The 24,323-nt window shown below is 48.3% G+C and carries 15 protein-coding genes; 13 read left to right on the top strand and 2 right to left on the bottom strand.

Going from position 1 to position 24,323, the window contains the following annotated elements; translation table 11 throughout:
- Positions 1–336: 336 nt before the first annotated feature.
- Both ACR8BL_RS11710 and ACR8BL_RS11705 read right to left on the bottom strand, forming a co-directional pair.
- Entirely contained in the window at positions 337–2,109 is a 1,773-nt protein-coding gene (locus ACR8BL_RS11710; RefSeq protein ID WP_434752769.1) for an alpha-glycosidase, read from the bottom strand.
- A 208-nt stretch (positions 2,110–2,317) separates the two neighbouring features.
- Complete coding sequence (locus tag ACR8BL_RS11705) at positions 2,318–2,893, bottom strand: hypothetical protein (RefSeq protein WP_434752768.1); 576 nt, start codon at positions 2,891–2,893, stop codon at positions 2,318–2,320.
- 479 nt (positions 2,894–3,372) lie between these two features.
- On the opposite strand from ACR8BL_RS11705, the gene ACR8BL_RS11700 reads away from it, so the two are divergent.
- The 13 genes from ACR8BL_RS11700 (at position 3,373) to ACR8BL_RS11640 (ending at position 24,211) form a co-directional block, all read left to right on the top strand.
- Positions 3,373–4,401: an ABC transporter substrate-binding protein gene (locus ACR8BL_RS11700; protein ID WP_434752767.1), complete on the top strand. Its 1,029-nt coding sequence runs from the start codon at positions 3,373–3,375 to the stop codon at positions 4,399–4,401.
- A gap of 93 nt (positions 4,402–4,494) precedes the next feature.
- Positions 4,495–5,508 (top strand): FecCD family ABC transporter permease, encoded by a 1,014-nt coding sequence (locus tag ACR8BL_RS11695; RefSeq protein ID WP_434752766.1) that lies wholly within the window; start codon positions 4,495–4,497, stop codon positions 5,506–5,508.
- Positions 5,505–6,548: a FecCD family ABC transporter permease gene (locus tag ACR8BL_RS11690; RefSeq protein ID WP_434752765.1), complete on the top strand. Its 1,044-nt coding sequence runs from the start codon at positions 5,505–5,507 to the stop codon at positions 6,546–6,548. Before ACR8BL_RS11695 ends, ACR8BL_RS11690 begins: the two co-directional genes overlap by 4 nt.
- A 13-nt stretch (positions 6,549–6,561) precedes the next feature.
- Complete coding sequence (locus ACR8BL_RS11685) at positions 6,562–7,386, top strand: ABC transporter ATP-binding protein (RefSeq protein ID WP_434752764.1); 825 nt, start codon at positions 6,562–6,564, stop codon at positions 7,384–7,386.
- A 317-nt stretch (positions 7,387–7,703) separates the two neighbouring features.
- The gene (locus tag ACR8BL_RS11680; RefSeq protein WP_434752763.1) at positions 7,704–8,735 is read left to right on the top strand and encodes a hypothetical protein; all 1,032 of its coding nucleotides are present in this window, start codon (positions 7,704–7,706) and stop codon (positions 8,733–8,735) included.
- Between the two features lie 184 nt (positions 8,736–8,919).
- Positions 8,920–10,275, top strand: coding sequence for a diaminobutyrate--2-oxoglutarate transaminase (locus tag ACR8BL_RS11675; RefSeq protein WP_434752762.1), 1,356 nt, complete (start codon positions 8,920–8,922; stop codon positions 10,273–10,275).
- Positions 10,269–11,723, top strand: coding sequence for an MFS transporter (locus tag ACR8BL_RS11670; protein ID WP_434752761.1), 1,455 nt, complete (start codon positions 10,269–10,271; stop codon positions 11,721–11,723). The genes ACR8BL_RS11675 and ACR8BL_RS11670 overlap by 7 nt, the downstream gene beginning before the upstream one ends.
- A complete protein-coding gene (locus tag ACR8BL_RS11665; RefSeq protein WP_434752760.1) occupies positions 11,680–13,539 on the top strand; it encodes an IucA/IucC family protein in 1,860 nt (619 codons plus the stop codon). The genes ACR8BL_RS11670 and ACR8BL_RS11665 overlap by 44 nt, the downstream gene beginning before the upstream one ends.
- Complete coding sequence (locus ACR8BL_RS11660; protein ID WP_434752759.1) at positions 13,514–15,388, top strand: IucA/IucC family protein; 1,875 nt, start codon at positions 13,514–13,516, stop codon at positions 15,386–15,388. The genes ACR8BL_RS11665 and ACR8BL_RS11660 overlap by 26 nt, the downstream gene beginning before the upstream one ends.
- Positions 15,389–15,390: 2 nt before the next feature.
- The gene (locus ACR8BL_RS11655) at positions 15,391–16,161 is read left to right on the top strand and encodes an HpcH/HpaI aldolase family protein (protein WP_434752758.1); all 771 of its coding nucleotides are present in this window, start codon (positions 15,391–15,393) and stop codon (positions 16,159–16,161) included.
- On the top strand, positions 16,158–17,495 hold the full coding sequence (locus tag ACR8BL_RS11650; protein WP_434752757.1) for a type III PLP-dependent enzyme: 1,338 nt from the start codon (positions 16,158–16,160) through the stop codon (positions 17,493–17,495). Before ACR8BL_RS11655 ends, ACR8BL_RS11650 begins: the two co-directional genes overlap by 4 nt.
- Positions 17,455–19,491 carry an IucA/IucC family protein gene (locus ACR8BL_RS11645; RefSeq protein WP_434752756.1) on the top strand — a complete coding sequence of 679 codons (2,037 nt, stop codon included), beginning with the start codon at positions 17,455–17,457 and terminating at the stop codon, positions 19,489–19,491. Before ACR8BL_RS11650 ends, ACR8BL_RS11645 begins: the two co-directional genes overlap by 41 nt.
- An 817-nt stretch (positions 19,492–20,308) precedes the next feature.
- Positions 20,309–24,211, top strand: coding sequence for a glycoside hydrolase family 2 TIM barrel-domain containing protein (locus tag ACR8BL_RS11640; protein ID WP_434752755.1), 3,903 nt, complete (start codon positions 20,309–20,311; stop codon positions 24,209–24,211).
- The last annotated feature ends 112 nt before the right edge of the window (positions 24,212–24,323 follow it).

Raw genomic sequence — 24,323 nt, 5'->3', positions numbered from 1 at the left:
ATGCGGGTAAATAAGGTCATCTGTGATCGTTAGAGTTAGGAAGCAGTATGAGGGAGCGAGACAGACAGACATACTGACAGAGGGACACAGTACATGGCGATAATTCAGACGTAAATTTTGTGCTTTTTTATCAAAAATATATATAAAAAAAGAGCTGTACGTGATTTCACGTTCAGCCCTCGGAATCTAACCCTTCATATTCCGGCCCTTTGAGATCCAGCTTTCATTATCCAGTATAGAAAAGGGAAGCGGGAAGCATGAGATGAGTCATGCTTGTTGCTAGTTAAGTGCACAGCAAGATTAGTAGAAGACACCAGAAAAGCCTTATGACCAAGATCAAGCTTCCGCTGGCTGCTTCGCCTCAAGCTGCAACAATGAGAAGCCATATGGTGCAAGATCCAGAGTCAACTTGTTCTGTCTTGCTTCAACCGGGGCAGAGGTGAACAAGTCACGCCAGACGTTATGATCTCCCCACCCAAGTTCCAGTTTACGAGGCTCATCACTGGCATTGAGCACCAGCAGCACACGGTCTCCCGTCTCCGAATCCACACGTTCCATCGCAAGGCACGAGTCGCCTGCTGTGGCATAAACAATCTTTAACCCCGCACTGCGCATAGCTGGATGTTTCTTGCGTAACTCAATCGTATGAATGAAAAATTCAAGCAACTCGCGGTTCTGCTTCTTCACATCCCATTCCATACATTTACGGCAACCCGGATCATATCCACCGTCCAGCCCAACCTCATCCCCATAATAGATGCAAGGTGCACCCGGATAAGAGAAAAGCAACGTTACGGCCAATTTCATTTTACGTATATCTCCATCACATAACGTCAGTAAACGTGGGGTATCATGGCTACCGAGCAGGTTAAATGCTGCTTCAGTAACTGGTTGTGAGTACGACGCGAGCAGTTTGCCAATCTCGTTGGCAAATCCGAGTCCATCCAGCTTGCCATGCACAGTGTAATCGAGTACGGAGTTGGTAAAAGGGTAATTCATGACGGCATCGAACTGGTCTCCTTGTAGCCATATCAATGAATCATGCCAGATCTCACCGAGCAGATAAGCATCGGGTTTGATCGCTTTGACCGTCTGCCGGAACTCACGCCAGAATTGATGATCTACCTCGTTGGCCACATCCAGCCGCCAGCCGTCAATATCCATCTCTTCGATCCAGTAGCGTGCAGCTTTCAGTAGATAGGTTTTGACGTCCGGGTGTTCCGTGTTCAGCTTGGGCATAAGCGGCTCAAAGGCGAAGGTTTCGTAGGTCGGAATGCCATCCTCTACACGCGGTGGCCAATCCTTGATGTAGAACCAGTCTGCATAAGGGGAGGCCGCACCATGTTTCATCACATCGACAAAAGGAGGAAATTCTCTTCCCGAATGATTGAACACGGCATCCAGGACGACTCGTATACCACGAGCATGACACGCATCCACAAGTGTTCTTAATTGTTCATTTGTACCAAACTGAGGATCAACCCTCAAGTAATCGGCAGTATTGTATTTATGGTTGGTTGTGGCTTCAAAGAGTGGACAGAAATAGATCGCTGTAATTCCCAGTTCACTAAGATGATCCAGATGATCCATCACGCCTTGCAGGTCTCCGCCAAAGAAGTTGGTTGGTGTAGGCGTGCCACCCCAAGGTTCAGCATTTGCTGGCGTCAGAGAAGGGTCACCATTCGCAAAACGTTCGGGAAAAATCTGATAAAAAACAGCATCCTTAACCCATGCGGGTGGTTCAAAAATATCGACCGGATTCATGAATGGAAAATCAAACATTTCCAGCGGATGCTCCGGCAGTGCCTGCTCAAATCCTCGCTCTGTCATCCACACAGAATCTTCCCCTTGGATAAGATGGAAGGCATAACGTAGTCTGCGATAGGGCGGAGATGTCTCGGCCTCCCAGTAGTCAAACATCTCATCCCGGGCGAAAATACGCATAGGAATATGCGTGATCGTCCGATCCCAAGCATATTTATCTCCTGTAATAGCAATGACGGCATCCAAATCCCCACGTTTGGATCGCAGACGGAGATGCATGGTTGTGCGATTATACGCATAAGACCAGTTCAGTTTGGGACGATGATAAATCGCTTCTAAAATCATGAAAATCACTCCTTGGCACATAAATAAATGCAAGATAAGGCCAGAGAAATGCCGCAAAAAACACAAAAAAAGGCACAACCTCCCAAGTTCACGAGGTTGTACCTTTCGGCAGCATAGCCTTTTGATTATACGGCTATTATACGAATTATTTTTACAAAAGAGAACACTTTTTTTCCTTAATTATCAATTTTTTATGGGGCTGATCACACTACATCTGGAAGCCCAGTTGTTCACCGTATGTCGTGACTTCTTTGATGTACTGCTCGATGCTCTTTTTACCCGCAGCAATCTTGTCATTACCCTGCTTGAGAAACGTGCGGTTTATTGTTGTTTTGGACACAGCCTTTTTGAACAATTGATAACCTTCCAGCTGTGCGTAGCTACCTTTAATCAATTTATCATGGACTTTTTTCAACTTGGTATTCTCCGGTTTGATCTGCTTCAGCATGGAAACATATTTCGTGTAATTAGGAATAGCTGTGTTGTTTAACGTCAGAAAGAAAGATTTGCGATTGGAGGAGGTGATGTATGTATTTCCGCCTATGGCGTCCATAGCTTTCTTTTCATAAACACCTGCTGCTTCCAAGGCATCCAAATAATCCAGAAAATCTTGATCATCTGCCGTAAGTTCCTGTTCTTCCTGATTGATTGTCTCTTCCGTGTTTGCCTCATCCGAGATCACCGTGGAATTGTCTGCTGCTGCAGTATAATGTCCTGTTGGAAGAACTACGCCGCCGATTAACACCATACTCATCAGGATCGAAAGAATCCAATGTTTTTTCATAATACCCGTCCCCTGTCTTTATATATGTGATTTTAATCCAAGGGATAATCTAACATAAGAGGGGTTCCAATTACAGGAATAATTTAGAAATAAAAATAGGGTTAAATGGATCAACTCTAATTTCAAAAAGTACAGAGTATGGTCGTTTATTCATAAATACAAGTTTTAAATGAATAAATATTAATATACATGTATATTATCACATCATGAAATAGAAGGAGAGTTAAAGTAATATTTTTCCCGGATGGAGTAGGGGCCAATTAACCTAAGTGGTTACACAAACGTTTAATAATATCGATTCATATTATATGTATTCACCTGAAATTCGCTTTACAGCGGCCTTTTTGGGAAGAATCAAGATAAATTATGATTGTGAAAACTTTTCCCAAATAAATGCTTGTCTAAATTACCCAACTCCATTACAATACAAATGATAATGAGATTCAATATCATTTAGCGAGAAAAGGGGAGAAAGTTCCATGTTTGGATTTAACAAAAAGTTATATATTTATGCAGCGCTCATTCTTATGATTTCGTTGCTGGCTGGATGTGCTTCAGGGGGAAGTGCGGATACGACGAATACAGCAAATACAGCAAGCTCAGCAACAAGCAGCAAGAGTACTGAAGGTAGCACGGAGGGGGACACCACTGCCAAAGCAGCAGACGAGACTCGGGTAATTAAACATGCCATGGGTGAAACGAAAATTAAGGGAACTCCGCAAAGAATCGTGACACTGTTCCAAGGTGCGAATGATGTGGTTGTTGCACTTGGCGTGAAACCGGCGGGTGTCGTTGAATCATGGGTTCAGCAGCCCGTATATGAATATCTGCGTAAAGACTTGGATGGTGTACCACAAGTGGGTCAAGAACCGCAGCCCAATTTGGAAGAGATCAACAAGCTGAAGCCTGACCTCATTATTGCAACCAAAATCAGACACGAAGAAATCTATGATCAGTTGTCCCAGATCGCACCAACGGTTGTGACCGAAACCCTGTTCGATTGGAAAGAAACGTTGAAGCTTGCAGGGGAAGCCATGAACAAAACAGAGGAAGCGAGTAAACTGCTCGCTGATTGGGAGACTCGTGTGGCGGATTTCAAACAGAAGATGGGTAACCGTCTGCCGATTGAAGCAACCATCACGAACTTTAGAGCGGATCAGGTTCGTATTTTCTACATGGGATATGCAGGTAAAATTCTGAAGGAACTTGGTTTTACAAGACCTGCAGGGCATGATGCAGATAAATGGGGTGTTGAACTGACATCCAAAGAGGCGATTCCGGATATGAATGCAGACATGATCTTTAACTTTAATTCGGGTACGGATACAGCTGCAATTGAGAAGAACTACAAAGATTGGACAAGCAGTCCACTCTGGAAGAACCTTGACGCTGTGAAAAACAACCAGTTGGTTCAGGTGGATGAAGTGGCCTGGAACATGGCAGGCGGATACACATCGGCTAACATGATGCTGGACGGACTATACAAGCAGTTCAACCTGACTAAATAATAGGAGCAGGATCTGCCATGCACCAGAACTTTCGTGAGCGAAGTGTATGGGCAGGCAGATCCTGTTTCAATTTACAGATGAAAGAGTGAGCGTATGTTTCCCCTTTTTACCAAGGCAAGTGCGAAAATATCCGGGTTGGTTGGGTTGTTCATTCTTATGTTACTCGCAGCCACCGCCAGCATGATTCTGGGGCGCACACCTATTACGTTCCATATGTTGTGGGATGCGTACCATTCCTATGATGAAACGTCGGTAGGACATGTGGTGTTACTGACAGAACGATTGCCACGCACGATTATTGCGGCTGTTGTAGGTGCAAGTCTGGCTGTTGCAGGTGGACTGATGCAGGCACTGACACGTAATCCGCTGGCATCCCCAAGTGTGTTCGGGATTAATGCGGGAGCGATTTTCTTTATTGTTATTGCTGTTGTTGTACTATCCGTATCTTCCTTGACTACGATGATGTGGTTTGGATTTGCGGGAGCGGCGATATCTGCGGCGATTGTATATGGTTTGGGTTCACTTGGACGTGATGGTCTGACTCCAATCAAAATCGTACTAGCAGGTACCGCCATTTCGGCCTTGTTTGCCTCCTTTACTCAAGCGATTCTTGTCCTGGATGGAACAGGGCTGCAGGATGTGTTGTTCTGGCTTGCCGGTTCGGTAAGTGGACGAACGCTGGAGATGTTGTATGCGGTTTTGCCTTATATGGCGGCAGCTGCACTGGTATCGCTATTCATGGGGAGAGCCATCAACCTGTTATTAACAGGGGATGACATTGCCAAAGGTATGGGACAGAATGTACTCCTGGTCAAAGGAATGATGGGAATCGTTACGGTGTTACTGGCGGGGGGTTCTGTCGCTGTCGCTGGTTCTATCGGTTTGGTCGGACTCGTTGTACCGCATATCATGCGTGCTTTTGTAGGCAATGACTATCGCTGGCTCATCCCTTATTGCTTCGTGGGTGGGGCGATTCTGCTGGTGTCGGCCGATGTCGTAGCAAGGCTGGTGATTATGCCGCAGGAACTTCCGCTCGGTGTCATGACGGCCCTGATCGGCGGTCCATTCTTCATCTATATTGCCCGCAAGGGGGTGACGAAGATATGAAGAAGATGCTGACCTATCGGAATAAAAAGGACACTGTCTCTATGCAAGTCGAGCGTAAGTCCATGATGGTTATCGCCGTATGCCTATTCCTGTTTTTGACGGCAGGGGTGGTTGGAACAAGTATGGGCAGTGACTTTATTTCTCCACTGGATGTCATTCGTACCATCTTTGGACTGAACGCAGGAGAGCATGATTTCGTCGTGCTGACACTTAGGCTTCCACGTGTATTGTTATCTCTGCTTGTTGGGGCAGCACTTGGGATGTCGGGTGCACTGTTACAGGGTATTATTCGTAATCCACTAGCTTCACCCGATGTCATCGGCATAACGGGTGGTGCTGCGGTAGCCGCCGTAGGATTTGTGACGTTGTTGGGCGGAACGGTTAGTATCAAACTGCTGCCACTTTTCGCTGTCATCGGTGCGATGGTAACGGCACTCATCATTTATATCCTTGCTTGGAAAAAAGGAGTCAGTCCAATCCGGCTTGTGCTGATTGGAATCGGTGTATCGGCTATAACGGGTGCTGGTACAACCTTTATGTTGATTCTAAGCCCGTTCTATACGGCGAGCCAGGCCTATATCTGGTTAACAGGCAGCATCTACGGGGCAACATGGACGGATATCCGAACCATACTCCCCGTCATTGTCATTGTTGTGCCCCTCGCCATGTGGTTTGCCCGTGGTCTAAATGCGCAGGAGTTCGGAGATGATCTTGCCACAGGGCTTGGCGTTAGGGTGCAGTGGCATCGATCTGCCCTGCTTTTATGCAGTGTATTTCTCGCCGGGATCGCTGTTTCAGTCGCTGGCACGATTGGTTTTGTAGGTCTGATTGCTCCGCATATCGCGCGAAAGCTGGTAGGTCGGATGTTCGGCAGCATGCTGCTGGTATCCGGATTCGTTGGTGCGTTACTGGTCTGTGTAGCTGATCTCATTGCCCGAACGGCGTTCCTGCCGCTGGATGTGCCAGCCGGTGTGTTCACCGCAGGTATTGGTGCACCGTTTTTCCTGTATCTACTATTTAAGAATCGAAACCACTATTGAGGAGGAGAGCGCTGTGAGTATTCTGGAAGCCAAGGAGCTTACCATCTCCTATGGAGCAGATCCGATTATAGAAAACCTGAATTTGACGATCCCCAAGGGAGAGATTACAGTCCTGATCGGCAGTAATGGCTGCGGTAAATCGACGCTGCTGCGTACGATGGCAAGACTGCTAAAGTCCAGCTCGGGCACCGTATTACTGGATGGTGAAGAGATTGCGAAGCTACCCACTAAAGAAATTTCAAGACGTATGTCCATTTTGCCCCAAGGCCCAACGGCACCGGAAGGTTTGACCGTGAATCAGCTGGTTCGCCAAGGACGATATCCTCACCAGACATGGCTCAAACAGTGGTCGCGTGAGGATGAGCGTATGGTTGAGCTGGCTCTTGCATCCACACATCTGACGGCACTGGCGGATCGTCCTGTTGATGCGCTATCTGGTGGTCAGCGTCAGCGCGCATGGATCGCCATGACCTTAGCACAAGGCACGGAAACATTGCTGTTGGACGAGCCTACTACGTATCTGGATATGACACATCAGATCGATATTCTGGATCTGCTGTTTGAATTAAATGAACGGGAAGGGCGCACAATCGTGATGGTGCTTCACGACCTGAATCTGGCGTGCCGTTATGCACACCATATTGTGGCGGTGCACAACAAGTCGATCTATGCAGAGGGTAAACCGGAGGATATTATCACTCGTGACCTCGTGCGTAGCGTTTTTCAGATGGAGTGTGATATTGCAGTAGATCCGTTATTCGGCACGCCGACCTGTATTCCGCACGGAAGAGGCAGGAAGTTGAACGGAGAACAGCAACGTTATACACAACTGGCTTAATGAATGCTTGATGAATGATGAATGATGAATGGCCGTTTCATAGTCATCAATCCCCACAATCCCTCTAAGTAAGATCATTCCATCTTTACGGGGATAACAAAACAGGCAAGCAGAGGATTTGCGAATTCTTGGCTTGCCGGGTTTGTTATGCCTTTTAGCGACCGTTATGTACACTTCCAAAGCACCCCTTTCAGAAAATAAAACTATTTTTCCCTTAAAAGTTTTATATTGACAACCTATCTACAGTTACCATAAAATAGATTTTATATGATACTGATAATCATTATCAATAAAATCAACCGATAGGAAGGTCGGATATGAATTTGCTCCGTTCCAAAAGTTCCATATTTCCAAAAGGTTTTGATAACTTACAGAACCGTTTGATTCTGAACAAAGCTAACGAGATGGGCATTCATTGCGAGTTGCTGGTGGAGGGCTGTGAGGATTTTTTGAGATTGTCCCTACAGCACAAGCAGATCATCATTAACAAAACGAGAACCCACCGGCTGCCACTGATCGCTGGACTCCTTGCCAAAAATAAACAGGCATGTAATCTGATCCTGCATGAGCAGGGGATGCCAGTTCCTTCGCATATTGTCGTGGCTGCTATGGGAGAAGAGGCAGAGCATTTTCTCAAGCAGCACGATTCCATCGTAGTAAAACCATTGGATGCGAGCAGTAGCCAGGGGGTCACGCTAGATGTACGTTCCTGTGCTGAACTGGAAGCAGCCATAGACCTCGCAGCCCAATATGGCAGTAGCATACTGCTGCAACAATATGTCATTGGAACTGACTACCGAGTGCTGATTATCAACGATCAGGTAGCTGCAGTTAACCAATACCGTCCTGTATATGTGACTGGCGATGGAAGTTCGTCTGTACATGAACTTATTGAGAGTTTGAATAACAGCCGGATGGAAGACACAGAGATTGGTGTGTACGAAGCTTTTCCTGCGATTGATCTCGAACATGGTGAAAACACACGTTTGCTGGATACGTTGCGTACGCAAGGTGTTGGTTGGAATGACATACCTCCCGTAGGTCAAGAAATTGAACTGTATGACCTCCGTAATTCGGCAGCCGGGAAGATTAGTGAATTTTACCGGGATTGTACGGATGACATTCACCCTGACAATGCCCGCATGATGATACAGGCAGCCCAATCGCTCCAGATTGACGTTGCAGGTATAGATGTTCGTTGTAAGGACATTCGAGTGCCTATTACAGCTGCACAGGGAGGTATTCTGGAAGTTAACGCGTTGCCGGATCTGACTCACCACGTTTATCCGCATGGCGGGACGAGCAGGGATGTTGTGCGTCAATATCTGGAATATCTATTTCAGAGTTAACGACTAGCGCGTTATAGGGAACTTGTTTCGATATGGAATGGAGTTGGCGTTTTTTCATAAGGGGAGGGTAAAGCACTTACTGCGTGCTTACTGAGCAAGTTTCAACCAAACAAGTTGTCACTGAGTCAATAACGAATGCACAGGCATTTTTGCCTGAATCGATAATAAGGGGCGTTAGAGAGTTATGTCAGTAGAGGTACAGACGGAATACCTGAAGCTGCAAAACGAAAAAGAGTCCAATGCACGAGCGTACCCCCGGCATTTCCCGCTCGTCATCAGCAAAGCTCAGGGCATCAAGATTACGGATACGGAAGGCCGTGAATATTACGATTGTCTCGCGGGTGCGGGAACATTGGCACTTGGGCATAACCATGAGACGGTCATTAGCGCCATTCGCGACGTGCTGGATCAGCAGATTCCTTTACATACACTGGATTTGGCTACACCGTTGAAGCTTTCGTTTATGCAGGAGCTGTTCTCCTTATTGCCCGAAGAGATGCGGGATACATCCAAAATTCAGTTCTGTGGCCCAACCGGAGCAGATGCGGTCGAAGCAGCGATCAAGCTGGTAAAACATGCAACAGGCGGCAAATCCATTTTGGCTTTCCAGGGTGGGTACCACGGTTCAACCCAAGCAACGATGTCCATGAGCGGAAATCTGAGTAAAAAGGAACAGCTGCAAAGCCTGCTGCCGGATGTACATTTTCTGCCGTTTCCGTATGAATACCGCTGTCCATTTGGGGTTGGTGAAGGCATGACCGCCCGCTTAAGTGCACAGTACATTGAAAATTTGCTGGATGATTGTGAGAGCGGAATAGCAGCGCCATGCGGTGTAATCGTGGAAACGGTACAGGGCGAGGGTGGTGCGATTCCAGCGGATATTGAGTGGTTGAAGGAATTACGCCGAATCACGGCAGAACGTAACATTCCTCTGATTATTGATGAAGTGCAGACGGGGATTGGTCGGACAGGGCGTATGTTTTCGTTTGAACACGCAGGCATTGTGCCGGATGTCATCATTTGCTCCAAAGCTGTAGGCGGCAGTCTTCCCATGTCTGTTGTGATCTATAAGGAAGAGCTGGATCAGTGGAAGCCGGGTGCCCATACAGGCACATTTCGTGGCAATCAGCTAGCCATGGCTGCGGGTCTCGCTACGCTCCGTTATATCAAGGAGCATCATGTGATGCATAATGTGAATCTGCGCAGTGAGCAATTCATGGCACGGCTTCATGCAATGAAAGGGCGTTTTACCGAAATTGGTGACGTTCGTGGCCGGGGACTGATGATCGGTGTTGAAGTGGTCAACCCGCAAGGTAACAAGGATCGTCTGGGACATTATCTGCAGCATGGTGAACTGGCTTCCGTCATTCAGCAGCAATGTTTCCGTAACGGACTTATTGTAGAAGTTGGCGGACGCCATTCTGCGGTTGTGCGTTTCCTGCCACCGCTGAATATTACAGAGAAGGAAGCGGGCGAGGTACTGGCGATCTTTGAACAGTCGGTATCGGAAGCTATTGCATTAACGGAAGCGGTATGCTGAGTGTATCGCTACTTCGGCGGCATGCGGTTTTACTGGCCATTCTACTGGGGGCTTTCACACTTGTGCTTACCAACAGTGCATTTAACCTGCTGCTTCCATATTTCATCGAATATTATGACATATCCACTACAGCGGGCGGCTGGATCATTGCCCTGTATATGCTCGCCATGACATTAACGATGCCGCTGGCTTCCCTGATCGTAGACCGGTTGGGACGCAAGCGAACGTACATGCTGGGCATTTGCATCTACGGGGTATTTTCTGTGCTCGGGGCTTTGCTCCATTCTTTCATTGAAGTGCTGCTGCTCGTAAGGTTCATGCATGGTGTGGCAGCCGGTTTGATGATTCCTTTATCTCTTGTGTTGCTGTTTGATGTTTACGGCCCGGAGGTTCGAGGGCGCATTACAGGTGCGTGGGGGCTGCTGCTGATGCTTGCTCCTGCGGCTGGGCCGACCCTTGGCGGGTTTATCATTCAGTATGGACGGCTGGAGATGCTTTTCTGGCTGAACGTGCCTTTGGCTATTTTTTCGCTAATTGGTTGTGGACGAGTGATTCAAGCCTATATCCCGGCTCGCAGGAAAACGTGGCATCCATCCAGTGTAATACGGCTTGTTGGTGCAGTTGGTGCCCTGAGTCTGGGCGTACAGTTGTATGCCAGTCCCGCAGTAGCTCCGTGGATACCCTGGACACTGATTGCCCTTGGCGTGGTGTTACTTGTTCGTTTTATCCAGTTTGAAAATTCACGTGATGAGCCGCTCATCCGTTACACATTGCTGCGGAGAAAAGGTGTTTTTTCCCTTACCGTTCTGATCTCCACGATTCAGGATTGTGTTATGTTTGGCGTGATTTTTGCATTGCCACTGCTGTTTCAGGAAGTCTTTCAATTATCTCCAGCGCTTTCCGGCGCCCTGTTCATTCCGCTCTCTATCTCTACCAGTCTGTTCATGTGGATTGGAGGTAATCTGTTAGATCGGGGGCGGTCGCTTCAGTTTATCGCCTGGGGCACATTGCTGGTGTCCGTATCCATTCTGTCATTTGCATTTCTGCCTATGGGGGCGTCTGTATGGATCATCGGGGTGCTGATGGCATGCCGGGGAGTTGGTGTGGGTCTGTCTGGTATGAGCATTTCTGCTATAGGACTGCAGGCGTTACCCGCTGAGGATTTGCATGAAGGATCGGTGCTGTCCACAACAATTGAACGACTGGCTTCATCGTTTGCGGTGATGGGCATGACGCTGTATTACGATATGCGCTGGCAATGGCTGGTCGGGCATGGCAGCGCGGTTGAAATGGCGAAATGGGAAGCCATTAAAGAAATCTGCGTAGGTCTTGGCTGCGCTATACTGCTTACGTTACCTCTGGTCTTACTTATAACTCGAAAGAAGGTTGGCTTCATTGTTCAAAATGGAAAACAAACTCCGGTCCAAGGCGGAGCAACAGGCCGATGAACATTCCTGCAAGCTGCTGCTGAACTGTTATATCCGTGAGCTTGGGCCGGAAAGAGCAGAACAGATTCAGCTTAACCCGGATACGCTGACGTATACGATCACTTTTCCAACCAGCGGTGTATGTGTGATGGGTCTACTCTCTTATTACTCCGCTATGGGCGAGCATGAATATCTCAGTATGAACTGTAACGGGCAAACCGTGTATTGCCGGGATCTGGTGCAATGGATTTCGTCTGAAATTGGCGGAGATCAAGATCGGGGAGCCGAACGTGTTCGTGATTTTACTCAAAAAGTGGAGAACAGCGTCGCTAACCTCACATTGTACATGGAGCATGCATCTGGTCTCGGGATACATGACTATCTTACCTCCGAACAGTCCTTGCTGTACGGTCATCCGTTTCACCCTTTTCCAAAGAACTCCAGAGGTTTCACCGCACAGGATGTGCAGCAATACAGCCCCGAACTGCGAACCTCGTTTCAGCTCTGTTATATCGCCGTAAGACAGGATGTGTATGCAGAGGAATGGGTACAGCATTCGGTCAAAATCAATCTGAATCAGCTTCTGGCAAGCCAGGACTGGCCTGTGTCCAAAGATAAGATGGGCGTGTATGGACTGTTGCCTGTCCATCCATGGCAGTATGCACACATCTCACGTCTGGACGAGGTGAAGTCCTATGTCCGTGAAGAGAAGTTAATCCTACTAGGCAGCGCAGGGCCGCTCGCCTACCCGACCTCTTCGGTACGCACGGTGTATGTGCCGACCTGGAAATGTAATATCAAGCTGTCGCTGAATATGCAGATTACCAACATGATCCGCACCAACAGTGACGAGCAGATGAGGCGGACAATGGATGCATCCACGTATGTGTGGGAGCAGGGATGTTTTGATGCGGAGCCAAAGACTCATATCGCGTATGAGACAGGTGTAGCGACATGTAGATTCGAGAATGAAGAGCTGACAAGCCTATTTACGATCGCCTATCGTCCAATCGAGTTCGACCCTGCGAATACTTATGTATTGTCCAGTCTGGTAGAGTCGCCATGGCCTGGGGCACCTTCGCGGCTGGTGACAATGCTTGGTGGTAGATGGGATGATGCCGAAGATGCAACAGGCAAACCTGTGCATACGGAAAGTGGAGAACCGGAACCAGCAAAGGTTACCCGACATGCCCCTGGCGGACTGGAATACGGTAATCATGAATATAGCATGGGTGCAGCGAATGGTCAGTGGAAGGCAGCACATCCTGTTGCCGTTGCCAAAAATAATATGGTGGATCGTGACAAGGTCGAGCAATGGCTGTCACGCTATCTAACCTGCTCGTTGTTGCCGCTTGTGCGAGCGGCTGGAGAGAAAGGCATTCATTTTGAAGCCCATTTGCAGAACACATTGGTGACCCTGGAGCAGGGCATGCCGGTTGCTTTTATCGTACGTGATCTGGAAGGAGTCAGTGTAGACGAGCAACTGGTCGGTGGATTGTCGGAGTTGTTATTGTATTCGCGTGAGAAGGCGTGGGCGCGAACCTCGTATTATTTTATCGTGAATCATCTGGGCTCGTTAATTCATGTACTGGCCCGGGATGTGAGCGTGCCGGAGGAGTACTTCTGGGCGCAGGTGCGAGAGGTGCTCGAAGAAGAATGGGCACGAACAGGTAACGCTTATGTGGAGCATTTGCTGACTGCAGATGCTTTTCTAGCCAAACAAAATCTGGTGAGTTGTCTCACGGGCATTAGTCAGACGCCGGCTTATGTGCCGGTAGGTAACGTCATGAAACGTTTAGGGAGTGAAGCACGTGAGATTCGAAGAAATCGCAACTGAGGCAGACGAGAAGAAGGTAAACAAAGTCTCTAATGACGGCGAAGTCCCCGTATACGTGGAAGTTCAGGAGCGAATCATACGGCAGGCACTGGAAGCAATGTGGTTTGAGGGCATTCTGGATCGTGAGGAAAACGGTAGTCAGTGGTCTACCAGCGGCATTACTGCGTCAGGGGAGTCGGTGGTGTATACGTGTGAAGCAGAGCGCAAGTTTTCATTTGGCCGCGTGAAGGTGAAGATCGGGTCGATTAAGCGTGAAGGCAGTGCCTGTACGGATCTGGATCTCTTTCTGGAGGAGATGGTGCTGAACCGCTTGAAGGGTGCGAAACTGACGGCGTTTGTTCAGGAGCTGCAAGAAACGATGGCAAAAGACAGTCAGTGCCGGGCCAGGTTGCCTCTTCACATTCCGGTACAAGATCGGCACTACGATGCGCTTGAAAGTCACATGACGGACGGACATTTATACCATCCGAGTTACAAGTCCAGACTTGGGTTTTCGCTGCAAGACAATCTCGCTTATGGCCCCGAGTTTAATGCAGACGTTCTGCTTATCTGGGTTGCGGTGCGAAAAGAAATGGTTCAAATGGCTGTATCCGGCGGTTATGATCCGGCAGCACTGCTGGAACAGCATCTGACGGAGGAAGATTTGCAGCACTTCCACCAGATTATTTGGGGCAAATCGGCTTCGTTGGATAGCGATTCCTACATATTCATCCCGATTCATCCATGGCAGTGGGAGCACGCAGTGGAGTCCATATATGCGAAGCAGATCATGGATGGAGACGTCATTTATCTTGGTTCTTCGGTTTCCTCTTATCGTGCGCAGCAGTCGATTCGTTCCCTCTCGAATCGAAATAACGCAGTGGCACCATACATCAAGCTGGCTCTGAGCATAACGAACACGTCAAGCACACGCATTCTTGCCCAGCATACGACGCAAAATGCACCTCTGATCAGTGACTGGCTGGATCAACTGGTACGCGATGATGAGCTGTTGCAGCAGGAGCAGTTTTCTATTTTGAAAGAAATCATGGGTCTCTCGTTCCGTTACGAACAATTACCTGTGACGCAGTACGGCCGTGCTTATGGCACCCTGGGTGCAATCTGGCGGGAAAATGTATCCGTGCACCTGAAGGCAGGTGAAACGGCATGGCCGCTGAACGCACTTATGTTGGTGCAGCGAAACGGAGTTCCTTTTATACAAGAGGCCATCGAGCGGCATGGTGTTCAGCTATGGGGAGAGGCACTGGTGCGTACACTCACGTTGCCAATTATTCATCTCTTGTATGCGCACGGGATTGCACTTGAGTCACATGCCCAGAATATCATTTTGGTGCTGGAAAATGATCTGCCCAAACGTATCATCATCAAAGATTTGCATGATGGTGTCCGTTACGTGCCGGAAGAGTTGCTGCACCCGGAGCGAGCGCCGAAGCTGCATCCTGAACCGGAAACCCACCGCAAATTCAATCGGTATTCGTTCATCTATGCCAGCGATGTGTCGGAGGTGCGCGACTATACGTACGATGCGTTCTTTTTTATCTGCATGACCGATGTTGCCTTGTCACTGGAGCGGTTTGGCCTGTCCGAAGAAACGTTCTGGCAGCTGTGCGCTGGTGTAATTCTGGATTATCAGCGGCAGCATCCCGAGTATAAGGAGCGGTTTGATATGTTTGACCTGCTGGCAGAGGATGCCTTGATCGAAGAGATGACGAAGCGGCGGCTATATGGGGATGGGGAATTGTATTTCCGCAAGGCAAATAATCCGCTCAAACTGGCAAAGGATGCGCTTGAACAGAAGGGTGAACACGAGCAGAGGGAAGAGCTAGAACAAAAGGCCGCAAACCGATGAGGATGAACACACTCAAGGAAAAAATTGCTCGCAAACAGCAGGTATTTGGCCTATTTGTTTCCATTCCGCATCCGATCATCATTGAGATGATTGGTCATGCAGATTATGACTTTGTCATCATTGATCTGGAGCATACAGCAACATCCATGGAGTCCGTAGAAGAGTTGATAAGAGCAGCCGAAGGGGTTGGCCTCACACCACTCGTACGGATATCGAAGGTCGAACGGACAGAGATTCTGAAGGTGCTGGACTGCGGAGCGCAGGGGATCGTCATTCCTCATGTGGAGACGTTGGCGCAAGTGAAGGAAGCTGTGCATCATGCCTATTATCATCCGTTGGGCATGCGCAGTCTGAACAGTGGACGACCCGGTGTATTCGGTAAATTCCCGCTGACTGAATACATTGCAGAGGCCAATGCGCAGGTGATGATCGTGCCGATGATCGAAAGCATGAAGGGGGTAAGGCAAAGCCCGGAGATTTTATCTCATCCACAGGTGAGCTTTGTGCTCGAAGGTGCGGCGGACTTGTCGCAATCGCTGGGTGTGCCTTGGCAGACGGATCACCCGGATGTGAGGGAGGCCTTAAACGTATTGCATGAGACCGCGCAGCAGTCTGGCATACCTTATGCGACGGTCACAAGAGGAATGGAAGACATGGCCGTCTGGCGTGAGCGTGATGTACACATCTATGTGCTTGGAGATGACCGCAATACGGCATTTCGAGCCTACGCCCAAAAGCGGAATGACTACAGAAATGCAGGTGAACAGATATGAAAGCGAGTGTTCAACAAGTGTTGGACGGGATTCAACGTGAAACGCATGAGCCGATATGTGCATACATCTACGATCTGGCAGGGATTCAGGAGCAAGTCCGCGCAATGCTGCAAACGATGCCAGCACATACGCAGTTGTTCTATGCAATTAAAGCCAACCCCGATCCACATATTATTGAAGCGTTGCTTCCTTTGGTAAAAGGTTTTGAGGTGGCGTCCATTGGCGAGTTGCTGAAGGTTCGGGCGGTGAGCAGGGAAGTTCCGATCCTGTTCGGCGGCCCGGGCAAGAAGGAAAGCGAGTTGAAGCTGGCAATAGAGCATAACGTGAGTTATATCCATGTGGAGAGTCTGCTGGAATTGCGCCGTATCATTGCGATTGCCAAAGAGCGATTGCAAGGAATAGAGGATGGAAAAGAACATAGGCAAGGGCAAGGAAAAGAAGAAGGGCGAGGTAGAGAGGAACCGGGGCACAAGGTGCCTGAAATTCGTGTGTTGCTCCGCATCAACCTACGCAGTAACACACTGCCACAAACCAAAATTGTAATGGGTGGAGGGCCGAGTCCTTTTGGGATCGATGAAGAGGCCGTGGAGGAAGCGATTGAGCTGATTCGTGTGGAAGGCACGGGGGCGGTTCGGTTATGCGGATTTCATTTCCATTCCCTGTCCAACAATATGGATGCCAGACTGCATGCCGAGATGATCGAGTTGTATTTGCAAAAGGTAGAGCACTGGCAAGATCAACATCATCTGCAGGTGGAAGTGGTGAATGCAGGCGGGGGCTTTGGTGTGACGTATGACGGAAGTCCGGGCTTCGACTGGCTTTTGTTTACTTCGCTTTTGCAGCAAAGTGAAGCCGGAAAGCGTCTTGCTTCGCGCGGTGCAGAGTTATTTTTTGAATCAGGTCGCTTGTTAGTGGCAGATCACGGTTATTATCTAGCCGAGGTGACGGATATCAAACGTTCGCACGGACAGATGTTTGCCATTTTGCGGGGAGGTACACATCATCATCGATTACCTGCGTCATGGGGACATAATCATCCTTTTCAGATTGTATATACGGATCGATGGAAACATGGATTTGCAAGACCAGAGGTTCGAGAAGAACGAGTTCATATCGTAGGAGAATTATGTACACCGAAGGATCGCATGCATTCCGATGCAGAGATTGAGCGGTTAAGAGTAGGCGATGTGCTTGTGTTTGAAAAATCCGGAGCGTACGCATGGACGATCTCGCATCATGATTTCCTGGGGCATCCGCACCCGGCATTCCACTATTTGACGGAGGGCGATGAACATGTCAACGCTAATGCAACGTTCCAGTCGGCAAACCGCTGAACAAAAGATATTATCCGATCTGATGAATAGCCTGCTGGCAGAGCAGCTGCTACCGCTGCAAGGGCATTCGTTTGTTGACTTTGCTACTGCACCTGCACAGCTTCGGCAGTTATATCAAGGGTATGAGGCTCAATGGGAAAAGGGGAGCGCGAAGAAACATACACACGGTCACATTGTCGATGAGCGGAACAAGAGTGAGTATAACTCCAACGAGTATAACTCTACGCAGGATAATGCCAGAGAGAGTAACTCTACCGAGGATAACTCCAGTGAAAATTACTTCAGTGAAAAATACTTCAATAAGGTTATCTCGACTGGGGATGCGCTCACGGCTAAGCTAGATTTCCGTTTGGGTTTGCATACCGAAGGGGTATTGTGTCTTGTCGAAAACGGGGTGAGGCAGGCTATTCAGTGGGTTCAGGGATCACCGATCTATCAACAGAATTCGGACGGGAGCTGCACGATGCTGGATACTCCGGCGTCCGTTGGGCGTGCGGTGTTGCAGAGGGCATTATCGGAGGATGCTTATGCGCAGCCTGGTGTGGCAGATTTTCTGGCAAGTCTGGAACTGGCTGTCCAGCAGTATGAACTTGGTTGGGATCAGGTTCAGCCGTTGTCTGCTTATGAGCCGAAGTCTGCGTATGAATGGTTTGTGAAAAGTGAGCGCATTGCTGCACTCCGGGATCGCCCGTTCCATCCTTCCTCCAAAGCAAAGATTGGATTCAGTGCTGAAGATGTTGCGGAATACGCAGCCGAGTTCGGGAAGACGATTCGCCTACGCTGGGTGGCGATCAAGCAAGATGCCGTACAGCAGGGATGTGAAAATGGTTTGTCTATTCTGGATATGCTGTACGATGTGCAGCGTGAGGAAGTGCAGGCCGAGTTCCATCGCAGAGGCTTGTCGATGAATGAGTACTTACCTATGCCGGTGCATCCGTGGCAGCTGGAACATATTATTTTGCCACGGTTCACGAAAGAAATTGTAGAGGGTAGCATTGTGGTGCTGGATGTACAGATTGGGGACGTATTCGCCACCTCTTCCTTGCGGTCGATGGCTCAATCCGCTGAATCTGCGCTCATGCTCAAGCTGCCTGTTAGTGTGCTTTCACTCGGTGCCGCGCGTTATCTTCCGGTTGTTAAGCTGTTGAATGGACTTGTGGGAGAGAATATGTTAAGGCAAGCGGTGGCTTGTGACGAGACGTTGAAGGACAAGGTATATATGTGTGAGGAGCAGAACTGGTGGGGATTTATGCCAGAGTCGATGGGACTGTTCGATGATCACCCGCGGCATCTGGCGGCGCAGATCCGTGTCTATCCCGCCGAGCTGCTGGATGATGCCTACAAGATTGTTCCGATGGCTGCACTTGGTGTAAATCTCGACGGGCATCATCTGTTGACCGAGATTGTGGGCAGGGATCTGAGTACAGAAGATGTTCTGGAGTTCTACAGTCAAATTGCAGCTACATTTTATGATATCGTCATGCGTCTGTTCAAAGTGGGCGTTGTACCGGAAATTCATGGTCAGAACTGCTGCTTGGTGTTAGAGCATCAGCAGGTGAAGGGACTCTTATTCCGGGATCATGACTCTGTGCGTTTACATCAGCCGTATCTGGACAAACATGGAATTGCCGATCCGGGTTATCATATTCGCCCAGGGTATTCGAATAGTTTGTACAATGAAACGATCGAGAAGTTGATCTTTTATGTGCAGTCTCTTGGGACGCAGGTGAATCTGGCTGCGATCATGGAGGCGATGAGCGAAGTGTACGACATCCCGGAAACGAAGTTCTGGGAGATCACGGAGCAGGCCTGGCGGGAAGCACTGCACCAAGTGCAGCTTCCCGAGGCGGATCGAGCCACGCTGGAGCGCGCCATCTTCGAGAGCGAGGCGTGGCCTGTGAAGTTAGTTGTGCGTCCGCTGCTTGAGGCGGACGGGGTGCCAGGCGCGATGCCATCGGGCAAAGGCCACGGGTGGAACCCTTTTTATAAGGGATAGGTATGTGTGGAGCATTTAGATTTGAAAGTTAGATTTGTAGGTTAGATTGAAGGCTAGGTTTGAACGCTAGGTTTGAAGTTTTGGCTTAGGAGTTAAGGTTGATGTGTGGGCTTAAGTGTCTAGGTTCAAGGATGAGGTTGAGTGTTTAGGTTCATGTTTGGGTGTAGGGTGTAGGGTGTAGGTGTAAGCTTTGCCGTATAAGGTATTGGATTAAAAGTAGGTATAAGGCGTTCCTCCGATACCTTGAACACGCTAACGATCTCAGATGAGCTTATTTGAGCGAAATGGGGTTCTCTGGAATTCTAACGATCACCAGGAAGCTTATTTCGCCAAAAACACATGATTAACACCTATTTTCGCATCGTTTACTCAAAATAGGGTTTCCTGAGATCGTTAGAACATAAAACGGTGTGTTTTTGCCCAAATAGCGTCTCTGGTGATCGTTAGAAAAGTGTGCAGGTAGAATAGGGGAAGCTTAATAGTTAGGGTGATCTGAAGAGAACATTCTTCTGGTATTATACGAGTATTCGTAAGTGGTGACCCGATTGTTGGGTCGCCTTTTTTGGTGTTGGCTTCGTTGTGGAGAGTGACCTTAGGTTAATGTGGAAGGTAATTGATGCTATTCATGAAAACGTTAACTTGAATGTCTGAATGATTACATGAATTTACGTAGGGATACGCGAGTGAATTAGTATAAACAGTGCATTATTTCTATTATATGATATACTTTCTACATCATTTCGAAAAGGTTTTCGTAAAATGAACGAAATCGACTGAGACGTAATAACTAATCAACCAGAAGAGAGTGAGAAACGGTATGAATGAGAAGAGACTTTTTAATGATGGATGGCAATTCGCAAAAAGTGATCTGAGCGTTACGGTGCTGAATGATCGTACGGAACGTACTCATACGGATTGTACTGATTTTAGTGATACTCTTAATCCTACTAACTCTACGGATACTCCTCATCCCCCTGATTCTACGAATCTTACTGCCCTTACGGATACTTCTGATCTTGCTGGCACTGCTAATCTTGCTGGCACTGCTAATCTTGCTGGCACTGCTAATCTTGCTAGTACTGCTAATCTTGCTAGTACTGCTAATTTTACTCGTACTACTAATCTTCTGAATACTATTGGCCTGACCGATCTTACTGACCTTTCCTTTGAGGCGGTTGAGCTTCCCCACGATTGGCTGATCTACGATACATTGGATTTGTATGAGAATAGTATTGGATGGTATCGCAAGATGTTTGAATATACGAAGGATGAGCAACAGGTGCTTTTGTATTTTGACGGGGTGTATATGGATTCGTCCCTGTACGTGAATGGGCAACTCGTTGGGGAATGGAAATATGGATACTCTGCGTTTGAGCATGAAATTACGGATGCTTTGGTTGATGGCGATAATGAAATTTTGGTCAAAGTTGTGCATCAGAGTCCGAATAGCAGATGGTATTCCGGGGCGGGTATCTATCGTAATGTATGGCTGAGAACAAGGAGCCGTAATCACATCGTTACCGATGGAATCTATGTTTCGATGCAGCAGCAGCCGGATGGATGGCAGGTCGAAGTAGATACGGAGTTGTCTCTGGAGCAAAATCAACGTGCGCAGTTGGTTCACACGCTTTGGTACAATGGCGAGGTTATCGCATCTTCTCAAGCGGAGATTATGGCAAAGGTAGATGCAGATGAACGCGATGAGTTAACTACACATACACATACAAATGCAGAAGTACATGTATATGAGAATAGATACTTGAACAGCCAGCAACTTAGGGTGCTCAATCCCAACCTGTGGAGTCCAGATCTACCTCATTTATATGATCTCGTCACGGAGTTGCGGCTTATCTCAGATGATCCACATGAGCAGGTGATCGAGTCTGTTCCACAACGAATCGGGTTCAAACAGGTTAGGCTGGAAGCCAGTGAAGGCTTTTATCTAAACGGGGTCAAAATGAAGTTGAACGGTGTCTGCGAACACCATGATCTCGGCGCATTAGGATCTGCGTTTAACGTGACGGCGCTGAGAAGAAGGTTTGTTTTACTGAAAAAGATGGGAGTCAACGCGATTCGAACCGCGCATAACATGCCGGCAAAAGAGTTCATGGAGCTTGCCGATGAGATGGGTATGCTGGTGGTGTCGGAAGCCTTTGATATGTGGGAACGGGCGAAGACACCGTATGACTATGCACGTTTTTTCCCGGAGTGGTCGTATAGAGATGTACGCAGTTGGGTGAGACGGGATCGGAATCACGTCAGTTTGATCATGTGGAGTATCGGGAACGAAATCTATGATACCCATGCGGATGAGCGAGGGCAGGAAGTGACACGTATGCTGATGGTGTATGTGCAGGAATTTGATCCCAAACGTAATGCACGCGTAACGATTGGTTCGAACTACATGCCGTGGGAAAATGCTCAGAAATGCGCAGATATCGTGAAACTGGCCGGATACAACTACGCGGAAAAATATTATGACCAGCACCATGCCGAGCATCCAGACTGGATTATCTATGGCAGCGAGACCTCTTCGGTCGTACAAAGCCGGGGCATCTATCACTTCCCGTATGAACAACCGGTTCTGGACGATGATGACGAGCAGTGCTCGGCACTTGGAAATAGCACGACCAGCTGGGGAGCGAAATCGCCGGAGTATTGCATTTTGGCTGAACGTGATCATCCGTACTCTCTGGGGCAGTTCCTCTGGACTGGATTCGACTATATCGGTGAACCGACACCGTATCATACAAAAAATTCGTATTTTGGGCAACTAGATACGGCTACGTTCCCGAAAGATCCCTATTACATCTATCAGGCCGCATGGACGGATTATAAAAAAAGCCCAATGGTGCATCTATTCCCATACTGGGATTTCAGCCCAGGTCAGATCATTGATGTTCGGGTGTGCAGTAATGCACCTCGAATTGAGCTGCAGCTCAATGGCAAAACGATCGGCACGTACGATATCAACCATGCGCATGGAACCCAGCTGTCCGGCTGGTGGAAAGTGCCGTTTGAAGAGGGGGAGCTGAAAGCCATTGCTTACGATGAGCGTGGTGTGGTGATCGCTACAGATGTACAGTATTCCTTTGCCGATGCGAAGAAAGTTCTTCTCCAGGCGGATCGGCAGGAGTTGCAGGCGAGCGGGAAAGACCTCGTTTTTGTAGAAATTACGGTGCAGGATGAAGCAGGTCATCCGGTGCACAATGCTAATAACCGTGTGCAGGTGAAGGTGTCCGGTGCTGGACGTTTGCTGGGATTGGATAACGGAGATAGCACGGACTATGACCCGTATAAAGGGCTTAGTAGAAGATTATTCAGCGGTAAGCTGATGGCGATCATTGGATCAACGAATGAGGCTGGAACGATCCAGATCGAGGTCTCATCCGAAGGATTGGAAGGAGCAACAGTGACGTTTATATCGAAAACAGTGGATGAGAAGCTGGAATCCATAACAACGGGTGCGAATCGGGAAGAAAGAGGAAGAGGAAGAACGTGCCATGTGCTTTCCGATTTTGCTCCTGGGCGGAACTTCATACAACCTGTCTTCATGAAAAATGAAGAAAGTCCAGTGCTGACGGGCCACGCTCAGGAAATTCCTTTGCGTAAAATCGAAATGATCAGTGAATCAGGCCAGCTCCTTAATGCCTCTAACCCGGAACTGGTTGTTACAGCCAAACTGTATCCGGAGAATACTTCGTATCGCGAGTTGGAATGGTCGGCAGTCAATGATGCTGGGATCGTGTCCAATATAGCCAAGGTGGAAGTCATATCTGCCGGAACGGGTGACGAGCCAGGTACGCAGAGTATAGACGTAGACAAGAAGAGGCACGGGGTGAAGGTATCAGCTATGGGCGACGGGGCGTTCCGTCTGCGTGCAACTAGCAAGAATGGTACGGACAAAACCAAACTCATCTCCCAAATGGAGTTCAAAGCGGATGGTTTGGGTACAGCCTATAAAAATCCATATGAATTCATCTCAGGTGGTCTGTACGACTACACCAAGGGTGAAGTGGGCAATGGCAATGAACGAGGTGTAGCTACCAGCAGGGATAGCGAGACCCATGTGGGCTTCCGTAATATTGATTTTGGTCCGTATGGTTCGGATACGATGACGATTCCCCTTTTTGCTCTGTCGAGTGAAACATACTTCATTCAGATCTGGGAAGGTATGCCAGATGAAGAGGGCAGTGCGATGATTGCCGATGTCGTGTACGACAAGGAATCGATATGGAATGTGTATCAGGAGGAGACGTACCGTCTATCCAAACGCCTGAAGGGCATTACATCGATCTGTTTTGTAGTGAAACAGAAGATTCATATCAAAGGTTTTTCGTTTGAACAGCAAAGCAGGGCTTTTGAAACCAATGCAGCTGCGGCTTGCGACCATCTATATGGAGATACATTTACGATTGAAGATAACCGTGTGGAAGGCATAGGGAACAACGTATCACTGGAGTTTGAGCAGATGGACTTCACAAGTGTAGGCGCATCAAAGCTGGTGATATATGGAGCCTCACCGATTGATAAAAATACGATTCATATTCGTTTCACAGAGGGGGACGGACAGAACAATCAACTAGTCGAGTTCACTCAGTCTGAAGGGTACGAGGAACGAACGTTTGAATTAGAGCCGGTATACGGGGAGCAAAAAGTAACCTTTATCTTCTTGCCTGGCAGTCAGTTTGACTTTGGCTGGTTCCGATTCGAGAAGTAAGCACATAGGAACGTATGCACAACGTAAAATATAAAAACGTATCAATAAGTCTACGTATAAATATATCCTCCTGAAAGTAAGGTTGTTCGTTCTGAACAATCCTTGATTTCAG

Origin of the sequence: Paenibacillus amylolyticus, assembly GCF_051136285.1 — a bacterium.
Taxonomy (GTDB): Bacteria; Bacillota; Bacilli; order Paenibacillales; family Paenibacillaceae; genus Paenibacillus; species Paenibacillus amylolyticus_F.
This window is presented reverse-complemented; position numbering and strand designations above follow the sequence as displayed.